14 protein-coding genes are annotated in these 14,500 nt (G+C 65.8%); 7 read left to right on the top strand and 7 right to left on the bottom strand.

Annotated elements, in window-relative coordinates:
- Window positions 1-8 precede the first annotated feature (8 nt).
- Together ilvN and ilvC are read left to right on the top strand one after the other, a co-directional pair.
- Complete coding sequence (gene ilvN, locus E4P09_RS09375; RefSeq protein ID WP_137389363.1) at window positions 9-530, top strand: acetolactate synthase small subunit; 522 nt, start codon at window positions 9-11, stop codon at window positions 528-530.
- Between the two features lie 158 nt (window positions 531-688).
- Complete coding sequence (gene ilvC, locus E4P09_RS09370; RefSeq protein ID WP_137389362.1) at window positions 689-1,708, top strand: ketol-acid reductoisomerase; 1,020 nt, start codon at window positions 689-691, stop codon at window positions 1,706-1,708.
- Window positions 1,709-1,737: 29 nt separating this feature from the next.
- On the opposite strand, the gene E4P09_RS09365 is transcribed toward ilvC, so the two are convergent.
- The gene (locus E4P09_RS09365) at window positions 1,738-3,003 is read right to left on the bottom strand and encodes an adenylate/guanylate cyclase domain-containing protein (RefSeq protein WP_137390237.1); all 1,266 of its coding nucleotides are present in this window, start codon (window positions 3,001-3,003) and stop codon (window positions 1,738-1,740) included.
- A gap of 58 nt (window positions 3,004-3,061) precedes the next feature.
- Window positions 3,062-3,370 (bottom strand): hypothetical protein, encoded by a 309-nt coding sequence (locus E4P09_RS09360; RefSeq protein WP_137389361.1) that lies wholly within the window; start codon window positions 3,368-3,370, stop codon window positions 3,062-3,064.
- Window positions 3,371-3,548: 178 nt separating this feature from the next.
- Here E4P09_RS09360 and E4P09_RS09355 point away from each other — a divergent pair, with 178 nt between their 5' ends.
- Window positions 3,549-3,971, top strand: coding sequence for a DUF6766 family protein (locus tag E4P09_RS09355; RefSeq protein WP_137389360.1), 423 nt, complete (start codon window positions 3,549-3,551; stop codon window positions 3,969-3,971).
- Between the two features lie 27 nt (window positions 3,972-3,998).
- On the opposite strand, the gene E4P09_RS09350 is transcribed toward E4P09_RS09355, so the two are convergent.
- On the bottom strand, window positions 3,999-4,358 hold the full coding sequence (locus E4P09_RS09350) for a hypothetical protein (RefSeq protein ID WP_137389359.1): 360 nt from the start codon (window positions 4,356-4,358) through the stop codon (window positions 3,999-4,001).
- A 200-nt stretch (window positions 4,359-4,558) separates the two neighbouring features.
- On the opposite strand from E4P09_RS09350, the gene E4P09_RS09345 reads away from it, so the two are divergent.
- On the top strand, window positions 4,559-5,374 hold the full coding sequence (locus tag E4P09_RS09345; RefSeq protein ID WP_137389358.1) for a methyltransferase domain-containing protein: 816 nt from the start codon (window positions 4,559-4,561) through the stop codon (window positions 5,372-5,374).
- On the opposite strand, the gene E4P09_RS09340 is transcribed toward E4P09_RS09345, so the two are convergent.
- Complete coding sequence (locus E4P09_RS09340) at window positions 5,375-6,307, bottom strand: succinylglutamate desuccinylase/aspartoacylase family protein (RefSeq protein WP_170984330.1); 933 nt, start codon at window positions 6,305-6,307, stop codon at window positions 5,375-5,377. It abuts the gene before it with no gap.
- Between the two features lie 117 nt (window positions 6,308-6,424).
- Between E4P09_RS09340 and ehuB the strand changes: the two genes are divergently transcribed.
- From ehuB to ehuD, 3 genes are read left to right on the top strand one after another with little or no spacing between them, the layout of a single operon-like run.
- Window positions 6,425-7,300 carry an ectoine/hydroxyectoine ABC transporter substrate-binding protein EhuB gene (ehuB, locus tag E4P09_RS09335; RefSeq protein WP_137389356.1) on the top strand — a complete coding sequence of 292 codons (876 nt, stop codon included), beginning with the start codon at window positions 6,425-6,427 and terminating at the stop codon, window positions 7,298-7,300.
- A 6-nt stretch (window positions 7,301-7,306) separates the two neighbouring features.
- A complete protein-coding gene (ehuC, locus tag E4P09_RS09330) occupies window positions 7,307-7,975 on the top strand; it encodes an ectoine/hydroxyectoine ABC transporter permease subunit EhuC (RefSeq protein ID WP_170984329.1) in 669 nt (222 codons plus the stop codon).
- Complete coding sequence (gene ehuD / locus E4P09_RS09325; RefSeq protein WP_137389355.1) at window positions 7,972-8,676, top strand: ectoine/hydroxyectoine ABC transporter permease subunit EhuD; 705 nt, start codon at window positions 7,972-7,974, stop codon at window positions 8,674-8,676. The genes ehuC and ehuD overlap by 4 nt, the downstream gene beginning before the upstream one ends.
- Before the next feature lie 151 nt (window positions 8,677-8,827).
- On the opposite strand, the gene E4P09_RS09320 is transcribed toward ehuD, so the two are convergent.
- From E4P09_RS09320 to hrpB, 3 genes are all read right to left on the bottom strand, one after another.
- Entirely contained in the window at window positions 8,828-10,261 is a 1,434-nt protein-coding gene (locus E4P09_RS09320) for an NAD-dependent succinate-semialdehyde dehydrogenase (protein WP_137389354.1), read from the bottom strand.
- Window positions 10,262-10,462: 201 nt separating this feature from the next.
- Window positions 10,463-11,515 (bottom strand): DUF1176 domain-containing protein, encoded by a 1,053-nt coding sequence (locus tag E4P09_RS09315; protein ID WP_170984328.1) that lies wholly within the window; start codon window positions 11,513-11,515, stop codon window positions 10,463-10,465.
- A gap of 67 nt (window positions 11,516-11,582) precedes the next feature.
- A complete protein-coding gene (gene hrpB / locus E4P09_RS09310) occupies window positions 11,583-14,114 on the bottom strand; it encodes an ATP-dependent helicase HrpB (protein ID WP_239025106.1) in 2,532 nt (843 codons plus the stop codon).
- Window positions 14,115-14,500 lie beyond the last annotated feature (386 nt).

Here is a 14,500-nt window from a genome sequence, read left to right as displayed (position 1 = left end):
GTTGCGCCATGCTGAAGAAGAACGACGAGATCGAGCGCCATACCATTTCGGTGCTCGTGGACAATGAGCCGGGGGTATTGGCCCGGGTGATCGGCCTGTTTTCCGGACGGGGCTACAATATCGACAGCCTGACCGTGTCGGAAACCGAGCATGCGGCGCATCTCTCGCGCATCACCCTCGTCACCACCGGCACGCCCATGGTGATCGAGCAGATCAAGGCGCAGCTCGACCGCCTGATCCCGGTGCATTCGGTGGCGGACCTGACGGTGGTGGGCGATGCGGTCGAGCGGGAGCTCGCGCTGATCAAGGTGGCGGGCAAAGGGGAGAAGCGGGTGGAGGCGCTGCGGCTGGCGGACGCCTTCCGCGCCAAGATCGTGGACGCGTCGATCGAGTCCTTCATTTTCGAGCTCACCGGCAAGCCCGCCAAGATCGACCAGTTCGTGGCCCTCATGCAGCCCTTGGGGCTGGTGGAGGTCTGCCGGACGGGCATCGCGGCGATTGCCCGGGGACCCGAGGCGATGCGCGCCTAGCCGGTGGCCCCGGTGGGTTGCAAGGCCGTCTGCGTGCAAGCCCCTTGCAACGGGCATTTCCGCGGCTATTGTCCCCGGCGATCGGGGCGGATGCCGAGCGATTGCGCCTGGGATGGACGTCCTGTGCCGGGCCAAACACACACGAGAGAGGAAGGCTAATGCGCGTTTATTACGACAGGGATGCGGACGTTAATCTCATCAAGGGCAAGCGGGTCGCCATCATCGGCTACGGCAGCCAGGGCCATGCGCATACGCTCAATCTGCGCGACAGCGGCGTGAAAGAGGTGGCGGTAGGCTTGCGCCCCGGCTCGGCCTCGGCAGCGAAGGCGGAGCGGGAAGGCATCAAGGTGATGGACGTGGCCGATGCGGCGAAGTGGGCCGACGTGGTCATGATGCTGACCCCGGACGAGCTGCAGGCCGACATCTATCGCGACCACCTGCACGCCAATCTCAAGGAAGGCGCGGCGCTGCTGTTCGCCCATGGGCTCAACATCCACTTCAACCTGATCGAGCCGCGCCGGGATATCGACGTGCTCATGGTGGCGCCGAAGGGCCCCGGCCACACGGTGCGCTCGGAATATGCGCGCGGCGCGGGCGTGCCTTGCCTGCTCGCGATCCATCAGGATGCGTCCGGCAATGCCCACGACCTGGGCCTGTCCTATGCCTCGGCGATCGGCGGCGGTCGGGCGGGCATCATCGAGACCACCTTCAAGGAGGAATGCGAGACCGATCTGTTCGGCGAGCAGACCGTGCTGTGCGGCGGCCTCGTCGAGCTGATCCGCGCCGGCTTCGAGACGCTGGTCGAGGCGGGCTATGCGCCGGAAATGGCGTATTTCGAGTGCCTGCACGAGGTGAAGCTCATCGTCGACCTGATCTATGAGGGCGGCATCGCCAATATGAATTACTCGATCTCCAACACGGCGGAATATGGCGAGTATGTCACCGGCCCGCGCATCATCACGCCCGAAACCAAGGCCGAGATGAAGCGCGTGTTGAACGATATCCAGTCCGGCCGCTTCACCCGCGACTGGATGCTGGAGAACAAGGTGGGGCAGACCTCGTTCAAGGCGATGCGGGCCAAGGCGCAGGCGCATCCGATCGAGGATGTCGGCGCACGGCTGCGCGACATGATGCCGTGGATCAAGGAAAAGGCGCTGGTCGACAAGAGCCGGAACTGATCCGATCGATACGGGGACGGTTGGGGTGCTCAGCCTGTCTGCGCCAGCATGCGCTCGTAATGGCGCGCCGGGGCGCCCCCCAGGCGGATCGCCGGATCAAGGGTGAACAGTTCCTGAGAGCGGGTGATGCCGCGCAGAGCGAAGCGGCCGACGGAGACGAACTGGGCCTGGGCCACCGGGTCCAGCAGCGCCTGGAATTCGGTCGAGACGAGCAGATCCCGGTCGACCGAGCGGCACATGGACAGGATGCGGCTCGCCTCGTTCACGGCCGGCCCGACCACCGTGAAGTCGAGCCGCTCGTGGCTGCCGATATTGCCGAAGAACATGGTCCCGCTGTGGAGCGCCACATAGGCGGTCGTGGTGGGCCGCCCTTCGCTCGTGCGGCGGCTTGCCAAGTCAGCAATCCGGTTGCGGAATTCGCGCTCGGCGCGAAGGGCCGCGCGAGCGGCGTCGGACGCATCGGCCTCGTTGAAGATGGCAAGCACGCCATCGCCGATCAGCTTGAGCACGTCGCCGCCGGCATTGCAGATGGCGGTGATCGCGGCCTCCGCGTAGTCATTGAGCAGAGGGATGAGCTCGGCCGGATCGGCGCTGTCGCTGATGGCGGTATAGCCTCGCAGGTCGGAGAACCAGAGGATCGCATTGATGGGATCGGCCACGCCGCGGAGAATGCGGCCGCTGAGGACCCGCTGGCCGGCATCGCGCCCGAGATAGACGTGCGCCAGTGTGTCCGCGATCTTGGCAAGCGCCGCCGATTTGATCGCCAGCGCCAGCGCCGGCACGAGGTTGCGCAGCGCCTTGATGTGAATGTCTGAGAAACCTTCCGGCCGCCGCGTCGTCCAGTGGGAATAGACGCAGTCCATCTCGCCGATGGTGGTCTCGCTTTCCAGCCGGTGCACACAGGCGAAGTAGTCCACGTGGCCCTGCGCCGCGAGATCAGCCAGCATGGTCGAGGGCATCGGCAGCGCGCCGTCGAGCCTGAGCTGAACGTCCGGCTTGCCGTTCTCCAGCAGCCAGTAGAACGGCGTACGCCGCCAGTTGGCGGCAGCCTCGCCCTCATTGGTGCGGCCGTATTCGATGAGCTCCGCCTCGCTGAGGCCGTGCTCGTCCCAGCGCACGCCCCGACCCTCGAAGATGGGATGCAGAGTGTCGATGAAAATGAGACCGCGGGAGAGAGGCAGCCCGTGGGATCTGCACCTGTCGCAAAAGCCGCGCATGAGCTCCACCTCCGGTCTGCCGGAGAGGCTTGCGGTCACCAGCCAACGCTGGATCTCGTGCTGGGTCGGCTCGTCCATGCTCATGCTTTCGCCTACGCCTGCGCCTTGGGGCATGTGGGAGCGGCCCTCTTGGAGTTCAAACCGAAATAGCCAGCAGCAATGCGAAGATAGCGATCACGACCAGCACCGCCAGCAGCCAGGGCCAGACCTTGTTCAGGCCCGTGCGTTCAGGTTCCGAGGCCGCTCGCCCGGCTTCGTTCCTGAGGGCGATCTCGACTTCGGCCGGGCTGGCCGGCGCGCCGCCAGCCTCGTCGTCCGTGCCGAGCGGCGCTGCGGCAGGATCCGGCCCTGCAACCTTGTCCCGGGTCCGACCGGCATCGATCGCGGCACGGAGAATATCGGTATTGGGGCTGGCACGTTCGTCGGGACTTCTGTTCTCGCTCATCGCGACCTCCCGTCTGGCTCGCGCCCCGATGGTAAAGGGAAGCGTGGCTCGACGACAACGATTTCAGCGTCGTGCTGTTCCGGGCGCCGTGCCTGCCCCGTCGCGCGGATCCAACCTGGCCTCATCCGTGTTGATTGCAGTGGCGAAGCTTACGTGCGCTATCCTCAAGGAGAGGACCATGCGGTCTGTCTGGAGAGACTATAGCTACGGTTGGATCACGCTCGCACTATTTCTCATCACGCTGACCGGCCATTGGATCTTCGGCTGGTTTTCCTATGTGGACGAGCAGAGCGCTCATGGGCAGCCGGTCGAGGTGACGCAATATACCATTCAAATGCTGCGCGACACGCTGGAGAACTGGCAGTCGGAGTTCCTGCAGCTGCTCTGGCAGGTCGGTGGCCTGGCCTTTCTGTTCTATGTCGGCTCGCCGCAATCGAAGGAAGGCGACGATCGCATGGAGGCCAAGATCGACGCCATTCTGCGTGCCGTGGAGCGCGACGCCGACCGCATCATCGACAACATCGACAGCGGCTATGCCGGCCGGCATACGGACCACATCTATGTGCAGGAGCTGCAGGACGGCCAGCCACCAAAGGGCTAGGTGGTGCTTTGCGGCTGGGCCCGCGCGCTAATTGCAATCCGCTTCAATGATCAGCTTTTCGATTTCCGCCTTCGCTGCCTCATAGCGCTCGCCGAGGCTCTCGGCGGGCGGGCATTCGCCGCCGGCGGCCTTGGCCTGGTCCCACGAGGACTTGATCTCTGCCATCTGCGAGGGATCGCCGGGGCAGGAATAATTGATCGCGTCGAAGAAGCGCTTCTCGAGATCGGCCGGCATTCCGGCTGCCTCCAGGCAGCGGTCGAGCACGGCGAATTCGGGCGCGGCAAACTGCATGTCGCCCATTTGGATGGTGCTCATATAGGCCTGTGCGGACGCGGACGCGGCAGCCAGCCCCAAGCAGACGAACAACGCATGCTTAAGCCGAAACATGTTTGACACTCCCTGGGTCCTCTGATCATTCGACAGATGCGCAAACATCCGCAGGCCCGCCGCGGAAGGCCGCCCTTGCGGGCAAGGCGTCGGACTCTACGAGGCCTCTCGGTTTCGGCCAACGGCTTCTCGAAATTTTCGCTAATTTTTCTTGCACATTCCGGCAGCCTGGCTCTTGCTGGACTCGCGGGCGATCGGGAATGACGGAAATGGATAAGCAGGACGTCGCGCTGCAGACATTCACCGATGTGGATGATGCTCATGCGCTTGCAACCTACATAGCGGCTCTGGAAAGCTTCGATGCCATTCCGCAGCTGCAGGCGCTGAAAGCGCTCGCCCGGGCGCGGATAAACAAGGGCACATCGGTGCTGGACGTGGGCTGCGGCTTCGGCCTGGAGACGGAGCGCCTGGTGCAGGCGGTCGGCTCCGCCGGACGGGTATGCGGCATCGACAAGAGCGAGGGCTTCATCGCCGAAGCAAGGCGCCGGGCCGAGCGCCAGGGGCTGTCCATTGCCTATGAGGCCGGGGATGCCACGGCCTTGCCGTATGGCGACGGTCAGTTCGATGTGGTGCGCGCCGAGCGGCTGCTGATCTATATCGATGATCCGGCAGCGGTCCTCAGGGAGATGAAGCGGGTGGCGCGGCCAGGCGCCGAGATCGCGGTGATCGAGCCCGACCTGACGCTCACGTCCGTCAACCTGCCGAACCGCGATCTGGTTCGGCGGGTGCTGGCCCACGAATGCGACGTGGCGGTGCGGCATAGCTGGCTGCCGGGTCGGCTCACCGAGATGCTCGCCCAGGCGGGCTTTGCGGATATTTCCCTCGAAACGCGCGTGCTGGTCATCCCGCAGGACCTGGCGGCGAACTACTTCACTCAGGCCGGCGAGACGGCGCAGCGGGACGGCAAGATCACGGCGGACGAGCTTGCGGAATGGCGCGCAGGACTGGCCGGCCTTCACGCGCAGCAAAACCTGTTCTGCACGATCGGCTATTTCCTGTTCATGGCGCGGGCGTGATCAAGCCGCGGGCTTGCCCAGCCCCATGACGAAGCTGTCCTTCATGACGAAGGCGTGGGTGAGGCTCCAGAGGATATAGCCGGAAACGGGCGCGCGCACGTCACCGAGCCGGTCGCCATAGGTGTTCTCGGCCACCGCCAACACCTGGCCCTGCTCGACTTTCTGGCCCGGATTTACGTGATAGCGGTAGAAGCCGTCGTGGGGCGCGGGGATCCATAGATATTCGTCGACGAAGACCGGCGCGCGGGACTTGGGCGGGGCCGAGGTGATCATGCCGAGGAGCTGCGCGACGCGCAGCACGCCATTCAGGTGAAACTCGACATTGCGCTCTTCGATGATGCCGATGCGGCCGGCCTCGGCGAAGGCCGCGTGCTGCCGGCGCGTCGCACGCCCGGTGCAGCTGCGGCCGGGCTTTTCCAGGTGCGAGGGGGCGAGCCGCACGATCAGCTCCGCATCGAAGCAAGCCGCGATCTCCACGTTGCGTCTGTCGAAGGCCTCGTCGCCGATCTGCTGGGCCACCGTGAAATGCGCGACGTTCTCGCAGAGGTCGCCGCCATGCAGGTCGATGAAGCAATCGGCGTCCCTGGCCCAGTCGTCGAGGAGGGCCCAGGCGAGCTGCTCGGAAAAGGTGCCGTCCGGGCGTCCGGGAAAGCTGAAATTGATGTTCTTCCCGTCGATCGGACAGATATATTGCGAGCGATGCGGCACGGCGGGCAGGTTCACGACCGGAATGATGCGGATCTCGCCGCTGAGATCCTCGGGCCTGATCAGCCGCTGCAGGCGGATGACCGCCTCGATGCTGGACGTCTCGTTCACGTGGATGCCGGCGATCACCGCCAGTTTCGGGCCGGGCCTCCGGCCGGTGAAGACGACGGCAGGCCACCGCCAGCCGGCCAGGGCGGGGTAGGGGAAGGAAATCTCGGATCTTTGCATTCCGGCATTCATGGCGGCGCTCATTTGCTCTATGCTGCAGTGCGTTGGCGGCGATCAGGACACGTCATTCCTGCCGGCGTCAAGGAGCCTTAAAGCTTATAATGGGGAGCAATCATCATGTCGGTCACTCGTCGGCACCTGCTGGGTGCGAGCCTTTCCTTGGCATCGGCGCTGGTTCTGCCGTCTTTGGCCCGCGCGGAGACGACGCTCGAACGCATAAAGCGCACTGGCAAGGTTTCGGTGGGCATCGCCAATGAGCGGCCGTATGGCTTCGTCGACACGAACGGCAAGCTCGTCGGCGCAGTGCCCGATCTGATCCAGGCGGCACTGGAGCCGCACGGGGTGAAGGAGATGCAGGCCGAGATCGTGGAATTCAGCGCCATGATCCCGGGCCTCAACGCCAACCGGTTCGATATCATCGGCGCGGGCATGTACATCACGCCGCCGCGCTGCCAGGCCATCATCTTCACCAATCCGGTGACGCGTGCGGGCTATGGCTTCGTTGCGCTCAAGGGCAACCCGAAGGGCGTGCACAGCGTCGCGGACGTGGTCAAGAACCCGGACGTGATCGTGGGCACGCAGAATGGCTCGGCCCAGGTCGGCGAGCTGGAGCAGGCCGGCGTGCCGAAGGACCGGGTCGTGCTCTATGCCAATGCCACCGAGGCGCTGGCCGGCCTCAAGGCGAACCGATCCGACGTGATCTACTTCCCCGGCCTCGAGCTGGGCGATCTGCTCAAGACCGCCAATGATCCGGCGGTGGAGCGGGTCGAGCCCTTCCATCAAATGGTCGGGCCGGACGGCAAGCCGCAATATGGCTATTCCGCCATGGGGCTGCGCAAGGCCGACACCGATCTCAAGCAGGTGCTGGATGCCGAGATTGCCAAGATGCTGGCCTCGGGCAAGCTCTTGGAGATCATCGCCAAATACGGTTACGGCAAGGACGAGCTGCCGACGGCCGAGGACACTGCCGAGCGTCTCTGCAAAGCGGCCTGAGCCCGCGTGCTCGACATCGGTGAAAGCGTTGCCGTGGTGCTGCCGCAGCTCCTGAAGGGGGCTGCGGTCACGCTCAAGATCACCGCCTTGGCGGCGGTGCTGGCGCTGGTGCTCTCGTTCCTGGTGGCCGCGGCGCGTGCGGCCCCATGGACGCCGCTGCGGCTGCTGACGGTTGCCTATGTGGAGGTGTTTCGCGGCACCTCGGCCATCGTGCAGCTGTTCTATCTGTTCTTCATTTTGCCGAGCTTCGGGGTGAGCCTTTCTCCCACCACCACGGCAGTGGTGGGCCTTGCCATGAACTTCTCGGCCTTCGGCTCCGAGGTGGTGCGCAGCGGCCTCGAAGCCGTGGCGCGAGGCCAGCACGAGGCGGCCGCCGCCCTGGGCATGAGCAAGCTGCAGGCCTATTTCCTGGTGGTGCTGCCGCAGGCCTTCGTGATCATGCTGCCCTCCTTCGGCAACATGCTCATCGACCTGATCAAGGCATCATCCCTGGTGTCGCTGATCACCATAACCGAGCTCACCTTCGCCGGGCGGCAGATGGTGGTCACCACCGGCATGCCCTTCACGGTGTGGGGCCTGGTGCTGCTCATCTACTTCGCCATGGCCTATCCGCTCACCTGGGTGGTGCGGATGCTGGAGAAGCGTGCCGCGCGGTTCCGCGGGAGCCCGGCATGATCGATTGGCGGTTCATGGGCGAGATCCTGCCGGAGCTGCTGCGGGGCCTGGTCGTCACCATCCAGGCGACCCTCGGCGGATTTGCGATCGCGCTGGTGGTGGGGCTGCTGCTGGCGCTCGGCCGCCGCTCGGGGCTGCCGCTGCTGCGCCGGTTCTGCGACGGCTATATCGCTGTCATGCGCTGCACGCCGCTCCTGGTGCAGCTCTATTTCGTGTTCTACGTGCTGCCGGCCTATGGGGTGCGCTTCGGCGCGCTCACCACCGGCATTTTGGTGCTGGGCCTGCATATCGGCGCTTATCTGGCCGAGGTCTACCGCGCCGGGATCGAAGCCATTCCCCGCGGCCAGTGGGAGGCGGCCAAGGCGCTTGGCCTTGCCTGGCCGGTGACCTGGGCCAAGGTGATCCTGCCGCAAGCGCTGCCGCCCATGCTGCCGCCGCTCGGCAATTTCCTCATCGGGCTGTTCAAGGAGACGCCGCTGCTCGCCGCGATCACCGTCATCGACGTGTTCGGCGCGGCCAACAACATCGCGGGTCAGACCTATCGCTACAACGAACCTTACACGGCGGCCGCCATCATCCTGCTGGTGGTGAGCCTGATCGCGGCCTATGGGGTGAACCGCCTGGAGCGCTTCGTCAACCGCTCGCGGCGGGCCAAGGGCGAGGTGGCGGTTCGCACGGCCGAGCGACCGCCGGTGCTCTGAAGCAGTCGATAGGCCGTCAAGGGCACAAGCTTTTTATCTTGGCCCCTGGACCGCCGGGTCGGTACCCGGCGGTGACGCAAGTATTTGAAACATAAGCATTTCGTCATGCCCTGGCTTGACCAGGGCATCCAGGAGCACACGGCGCGAGCCATTAGAGGATGTTGAGCGTGACGACCTTGTTCACGAGGTAGTCGTCCATGGCCTCGCTGCCGCCTTCCGAGCCATAGCCAGAATCCTTCACCCCGCCGAAGGGGACCTCGATCATGCCCAAGCCCTGGTGGTTGATCGACACCATGCCGCTTTCGATGTCGCGGGCGATATCGGCCGCGATGCGCGCGGAGCGGGTATAGGCATAAGCCGTCAGGCCATAGGCCAGGCGGTTGGCTTCCGCCATGGCTTCCTCATAGGTGGAGAAGCGCAGGATCGGCAGCACCGGTCCGAACGGCTCCTCGTTCATGATGCGCGCGCTCACGGGCACCTCGGTGAGCACGGTGGGCGCAAAGAAATAGCCCCGGTTGCCGATGCGGTGGCCGCCCGTGCGCAGGCGGCCTCCTTGCGCGATCGCGTCCGCCACCAGGGCTTCCATGGCCTCGAGGCGGCGGACATGGGCCAGAGGCCCCATCTCGACCCCCGGCTCGAGGCCGTCGCCCACCTTGACCTTCTCGGCGGCCGTGATGAACGCGTCGACGAAACGGTCATAGAGGCCATCCTGGACCAGAAGGCGCGAGGGCGAGGTGCAGGTCTGGCCCGCGTTGCGGAACTTGCGGCTGACCAGGATGTCGATGGCGGAAGGCAGGTCCGCATCGTCGAAGACCAGCACGGGCGAGTGGCCGCCCAGCTCCATGGTGACCCGCTTCATGTGGCGGCCGGCGAGCGAGGCGAGGTGCTTGCCTACCGCCGTGGAGCCGGTGAAGGAAATCTTGCGGATCACCGGATGCGGGATGAGATATTCCGAGATCATTGCCGGCACGCCGAACACCAGATTGACCACGCCGGCCGGCGTGCCTGCGTCGATGAAGGCCTGCACGAGCGCCGCGCAGCTCGCCGGCGTCTCTTCCGGCCCTTTCAGGATAACGGAGCAGCCGCAGGCCAGCGCCGCTGCAACCTTGCGCACCGCCTGGTTGATGGGAAAGTTCCACGGGGTGAAGGCGGCGACGGGACCGACCGGCTCCTTCACCACATATTGCTGCACGTGCTCGGCGCGCGAAGGCACGATCTTGCCATAAGCGCGGCGCCCTTCCTCGGCAAACCAGTCGATGGTATCGGCGCCGCGCAGCGTCTCGGCATGGGAATCGGCCAGGGGCTTGCCCTGCTCGAGCGTCATGATGCGGGCAATCTCGTCGGCCCGTTCGCGCAGGAGGTCGGCCGCCTTGCGCATGATCCTGTAGCGGTCGTAAGCCGACATGCGCCGCCAGGTGCGGAAACCTTTCTCCACGGCGCCGAGCGCGCGGTCGAGATCGGCAATGTCGGCATGCTCGACATGGCCAAGGGGCGTGCCGGTGGCAGGATTGAGCACCGTTCCGCGCTTGCCGGCGGCGCCGCGGCACCAGACGCCGTCTATGTGGAGCAAACTGTCGGGATACATGGGTCACGTCCGTTCTGGCCGCCAGGGGAAGCGGCCGGAGCATAGGGCTTGCGAGCGCGGATTATAGGGAGTGGCATCCGGTTTGGAAGGGATGCGTCATGCGAAAGCTGCCGATACACTGATGCGCGCGACGCATGGCTCGGATGGCCGGGCTGCCAAGGCGCACAAGGGAAGGCCAGACGTTCTGGTGATGCGCGGCTCTTATTTCATTTTCGCGGTGAACAGGACCGGCCAGTCGTCCGGCGCAACGCCGCTGCAGGTGTCCATGGCGGAATAGGACAGAAGCTTGAATCCGATGCCGTCCCATACCCAGTCGCTGATTGTCCCGCAATCGCCGAGACCCCGGCCCTTGTAGAAGGCGGAAAGCACTCTTCCGCTTTCAGACAGTCCGGGATTGGTCAAGACGGAGGTGGCACTCTCCCGGCTCCCTGGCATCGAGAATGCAAGCTCCTGCGGCCCGGCCGCACCGTCGATCCAAAACCGGTAGTCGAAATTGTAGGCCGCAGCGTTGCTGCAGATACCCCAGACGGTGCTGATCGCATTCACCTTCAGGGCAAGCGGATCATAGGCCTGGCAATTCTCGTCGTCGGCGGCGGGAATGCCGGCCGGCGGCGGTGGCGGGTTCGCGATCTCCACCATGGGCAGCGCGTCGTGCACCGGCGACGCCGGTGGCTGGGGCACTGCCTGTGCGGCCTCCGGGCCCTTCTTCACCAGGGCGGTCGTGGTGTCCACCCGCTGCTGCTGATCGTCCATATAAAGCAGTGCCGCCGCCGAACCGGCGAGAGAAACCGGCGCACTGTCGATTGCTTTTCTTCCTCTTTCGCTCAGGCGCAAGGTAAGCGTCTTCGCCTGGCGGAAGGCATCGATGAGCTTCATCGCATCGGCCCCGGTCACCACAACCCGAGCATAGGGCTGGGCAATGCGCGCACGCCAGCTGGATTTCCCGTCCGGAGCCTTGCCGTCGAGCTGAACGGAGAGGGTGGGCCTTCTGAAGCGCGACTGCATCAGCACCACGAGGGTGAGCGTCGGGGCCGATTCGGCAACACCGTCGCGCTTGATGGCGATGTAGCCGTCGCTGCCGTTCTCCGGCGTGAGCCCAAGCGCCGTGCAGCGCCTCGTGTTGTCACAGCCTATCACCCAGTCCTTGAACGATTTGAGCTGGCCGACCGCGGGAACGGTCTCCGCGGAACCCGGTTGCGCATTCAGGACAGCTGCAGTGATCGCGCCCGCCAGAAGCAGACGATGCGACGCCATGAGCATCTCTCCATGCTTGTCTTCAGGCCCTCTTACAACCGACCGGACGAGGTCACAAGCGCAAAGGTCACCCGCCCTTCGGCTTGGCCCGGGCCGTTGCCTGGGCTGTCACGGGATCATCCGGCCAGAAGTGACGGGGGTAGCGGCCCTTGAGCTCTTTGGCCACATCGCGCCAGCTGCCGCGCCAGAAGCCGGGCAGGTCACGCGTGGTCTGAATGGGGCGATGGGCGGGCGACAGCAGCACCACGCGCAGGGGAACGCGACCATCGGCGACGGCGGGGTGCCGGTCGAGCCCGAACAGCTCCTGCACCCTCGCCGCAAGGACCGGGCCATTCTCCGTCTCATAGTCGATGGGGATGTGCGAGCCCGACGGCGCCGAAAAGTGCGACGGCAGCAATCTGTCGAGTTCGGCGCGCTGCGGGTAGGGCAACATGGCGTCGAGCGCGGCGGCCAGATCGGCCGCGGTGATCTCGGCGAGGGACGTGCGTCCGGCAATGTAAGGCGCGAGCCAGGCAGCACCGTTGGCAGCAAGCGCTTGGTCGGACAGGTCGGGCCATGGCGCGCCCAGCGTGGTGGCGAGGTAGTGCGCCCGGGCACGCAGCGCCCGCTGTTCCTTGCTCCAGGGCAAAATGCCGACGCCCCTCTCCGCAATGGCCGCAGCGAGCAGCTCGGCGGCCGCGGCGGGATCGGCGATCGGCGCCGGCGCTTCATCGAGCCTGAGCGCGCCGAACGTTCGGCGACGCCGGGCACGAACCGACTGTGAGGCCGAATCGAAGGACAAGGTGACCTCTTCCCTGATGTCGGCGGCGAACAGCTCTTCGAGATCGGCGCGCGCGAGGGCGACACATCCCCGGATCCGGCCGCTTGCGGCGGTGCCGGTCACGTCGGTGACCACCAGGAAGGCCGAGCGGCTCACCGGCTCAACCGAATCGAGAAAGGCGGAGCGTCCGTTGGCCATGCGGAAGCGGATGGCATCGCCCCCACTGCGCTGTCCGGCAGCGGCCCCCGCGTTCTGGGCGATCCGGTCGGGATAGGCTCGCGCCAGGTGCCGTCCAATGCCGACTGTCTCCGCCGGCACGCGGTTCTCACCGCCTGCGGCTTGCGCCCATCGCCGCGCCATAAGCCGCGCGTCCTCCGCGCGCGGCGCGCGATCGTGCCGGAACCGCCGCCAGCGCTCGGCGAGGTCCACGTCATCGCCGCCGAGCCCCCGCTCGGTCACCAGGACGGCGAGCTCCGCCGCCGTCAGGAGATCGCCGTCCTGCGCGGCCGCGTGCACCATATGGGCGAGCCGCGGGTGCAGAGGCAGCTTGGCAAGGGCCTTGCCTTCCGCCGTGATGCGGCCGTTCTCATCCAGGGCATGCAGGCTGTGCAGCAGCGTCACGGCCTCCCGCCAGGCCGCCTTGGGCGGCTGATCGAGCAGGGCGAGCTGAGCGGGGTCGGTGACGCCCCAGTTGGCGAGGTCGAGGGCGAAACCGGCGAGATCCGTCTGCAGGATTTCGGGCATGTCGAAGGGCGCGAGCGCCGCGGTCTGTCCTTCATTCCACAGGCGGTAGCAGACGCCGGGCTCGGTGCGGCCGGCGCGGCCGCGGCGCTGGTCGGCGGCAGCACGGGACACCCGCGTCGTCACGAGCGTGGTCAGGCCGGTGGCGGGATCATAGGCGGGCTTGCGCGCATAGCCACTGTCGACGACGATACGCACGCCTTCGATGGTGAGGGAGGTCTCGGCAATCGCGGTGGCAAGCACGACCTTGCGCCGGCCAGGCGGCGCGGGCTTGAGCGCGCGATCCTGCTCCGCGGCCGTGAGCTGGCCGTAGAGTGGAATGACCTCGACCTCCATCGGCAGCCTGCCCTCAAGGTGCTCGGCCGTGCGGCGGATCTCTGCCTGTCCGGGAAGGAAGACCAAGGCCGAACCCCGCTCCGCCTTTACCGCCGCGGCCGCCACATCCGCCGCCTGCAGCTCGAGGCGCGCCATTGGATCGCGGTCCACATAGCGGGTCTCGACGGGAAAGGCGCGGCCTTCGGAGACCAGAACCGGCGCGTCATCCAGCAGTTTGGCTATTCGCGCTGCATCGATGGTGGCGGACATCACCAGGATCCGCAGATCTTCCCGCAGGATGCGCGCCTCGATGGCCAAGGCGAGGCCGAGATCCGCATCCAGGCTGCGCTCGTGGAACTCGTCGAAGATGACGACGCTCACCCCGGCCAGTGCGGGATCTTCCTGCAGCATCCGGGTGAAGATACCTTCCGTGAGCACCTCGATGCGGGTTGCGCTGGAGACCCTGGATTCGAAGCGCACCCTGTAGCCGATGCTGTGCCCCACCTCTTCCCCGAGCAGGGAGGCCATGCGGCGGGCCGTCGCCCGGGCCGCGAGCCGGCGCGGCTCCAGCATGAGGATGCGCCCTTGGCGGGCCCAAGAGGCCTCGCGCAGCGCGAGGGGCACCCGAGTGCTCTTGCCGGCCCCCGGCGGCGCGACGAGGACCGCCGCATGGGCGCGGCTGAGCGCCGACAGCAGTTCGGGAAGCACGTCGTCGATGGGCAGGGGGTCCGCGTTCAACACCATGCTGGCTTGATGGCGAAAAGCCGTTGCGCGCGCAAGCATGGCCGTGATTCCACGATTGTGGACAATTTATACGAGAATTGCTGGCGAAAAACCGCAACCTTTATGCGAATCCGTAACGTTTACTGTAGCAAATTGGATCGCTAACCCGGTCGAAACCGTTGCGCGGGGAGCATGGACAGACGCTGCTGCGTTGAAGGTCGCAAGTGGCGACGGGCGGACCTCACTTGCCTTCATCGCACGTCTCGGAAAAGGCAGCCGAGCTGTGGAGAAGAGAATGGTTCGCACGTGTCTCATTGCATTACTGATGTTGTCTTCGCCAGCGTTAGCCCACGACTGGTATGACGTCGACTGCTGCCACGATCGAGATTGCTATGCTCTCGCGGACGGGTCGGTGACAGCAACGTCGAGAGGGTGGCTCATCCGCG

The sequence above is a fragment of the Rhodoligotrophos defluvii genome (assembly GCF_005281615.1).
GTDB lineage: Bacteria > Pseudomonadota > Alphaproteobacteria > Rhizobiales > Im1 > Rhodoligotrophos > Rhodoligotrophos defluvii.
This window is presented reverse-complemented; position numbering and strand designations above follow the sequence as displayed.

Bases quoted from the DNA above. Each gene is read 5' to 3' on its own strand.
- ilvN (WP_137389363.1), top strand. From the start codon at position 9: ATGCTGAAGAAGAACGACGAGATCGAGCGCCATACCATTTCGGTGCTC.
- ilvC (WP_137389362.1), top strand. From the start codon at position 689: ATGCGCGTTTATTACGACAGGGATGCGGACGTTAATCTCATCAAGGGC.
- E4P09_RS09365 (WP_137390237.1), bottom strand. From the start codon at position 3,003: ATGGACGAGCCGACCCAGCACGAGATCCAGCGTTGGCTGGTGACCGCA.
- E4P09_RS09360 (WP_137389361.1), bottom strand. From the start codon at position 3,370: ATGAGCGAGAACAGAAGTCCCGACGAACGTGCCAGCCCCAATACCGAT.
- E4P09_RS09355 (WP_137389360.1), top strand. From the start codon at position 3,549: ATGCGGTCTGTCTGGAGAGACTATAGCTACGGTTGGATCACGCTCGCA.
- E4P09_RS09350 (WP_137389359.1), bottom strand. From the start codon at position 4,358: ATGTTTCGGCTTAAGCATGCGTTGTTCGTCTGCTTGGGGCTGGCTGCC.
- E4P09_RS09345 (WP_137389358.1), top strand. From the start codon at position 4,559: ATGACGGAAATGGATAAGCAGGACGTCGCGCTGCAGACATTCACCGAT.
- E4P09_RS09340 (WP_170984330.1), bottom strand. From the start codon at position 6,307: ATGCAAAGATCCGAGATTTCCTTCCCCTACCCCGCCCTGGCCGGCTGG.
- ehuB (WP_137389356.1), top strand. From the start codon at position 6,425: ATGTCGGTCACTCGTCGGCACCTGCTGGGTGCGAGCCTTTCCTTGGCA.
- ehuD (WP_137389355.1), top strand. From the start codon at position 7,972: ATGATCGATTGGCGGTTCATGGGCGAGATCCTGCCGGAGCTGCTGCGG.
- E4P09_RS09320 (WP_137389354.1), bottom strand. From the start codon at position 10,261: ATGTATCCCGACAGTTTGCTCCACATAGACGGCGTCTGGTGCCGCGGC.
- E4P09_RS09315 (WP_170984328.1), bottom strand. From the start codon at position 11,515: ATGGCGTCGCATCGTCTGCTTCTGGCGGGCGCGATCACTGCAGCTGTC.
- hrpB (WP_239025106.1), bottom strand. From the start codon at position 14,114: ATGCTTGCGCGCGCAACGGCTTTTCGCCATCAAGCCAGCATGGTGTTG.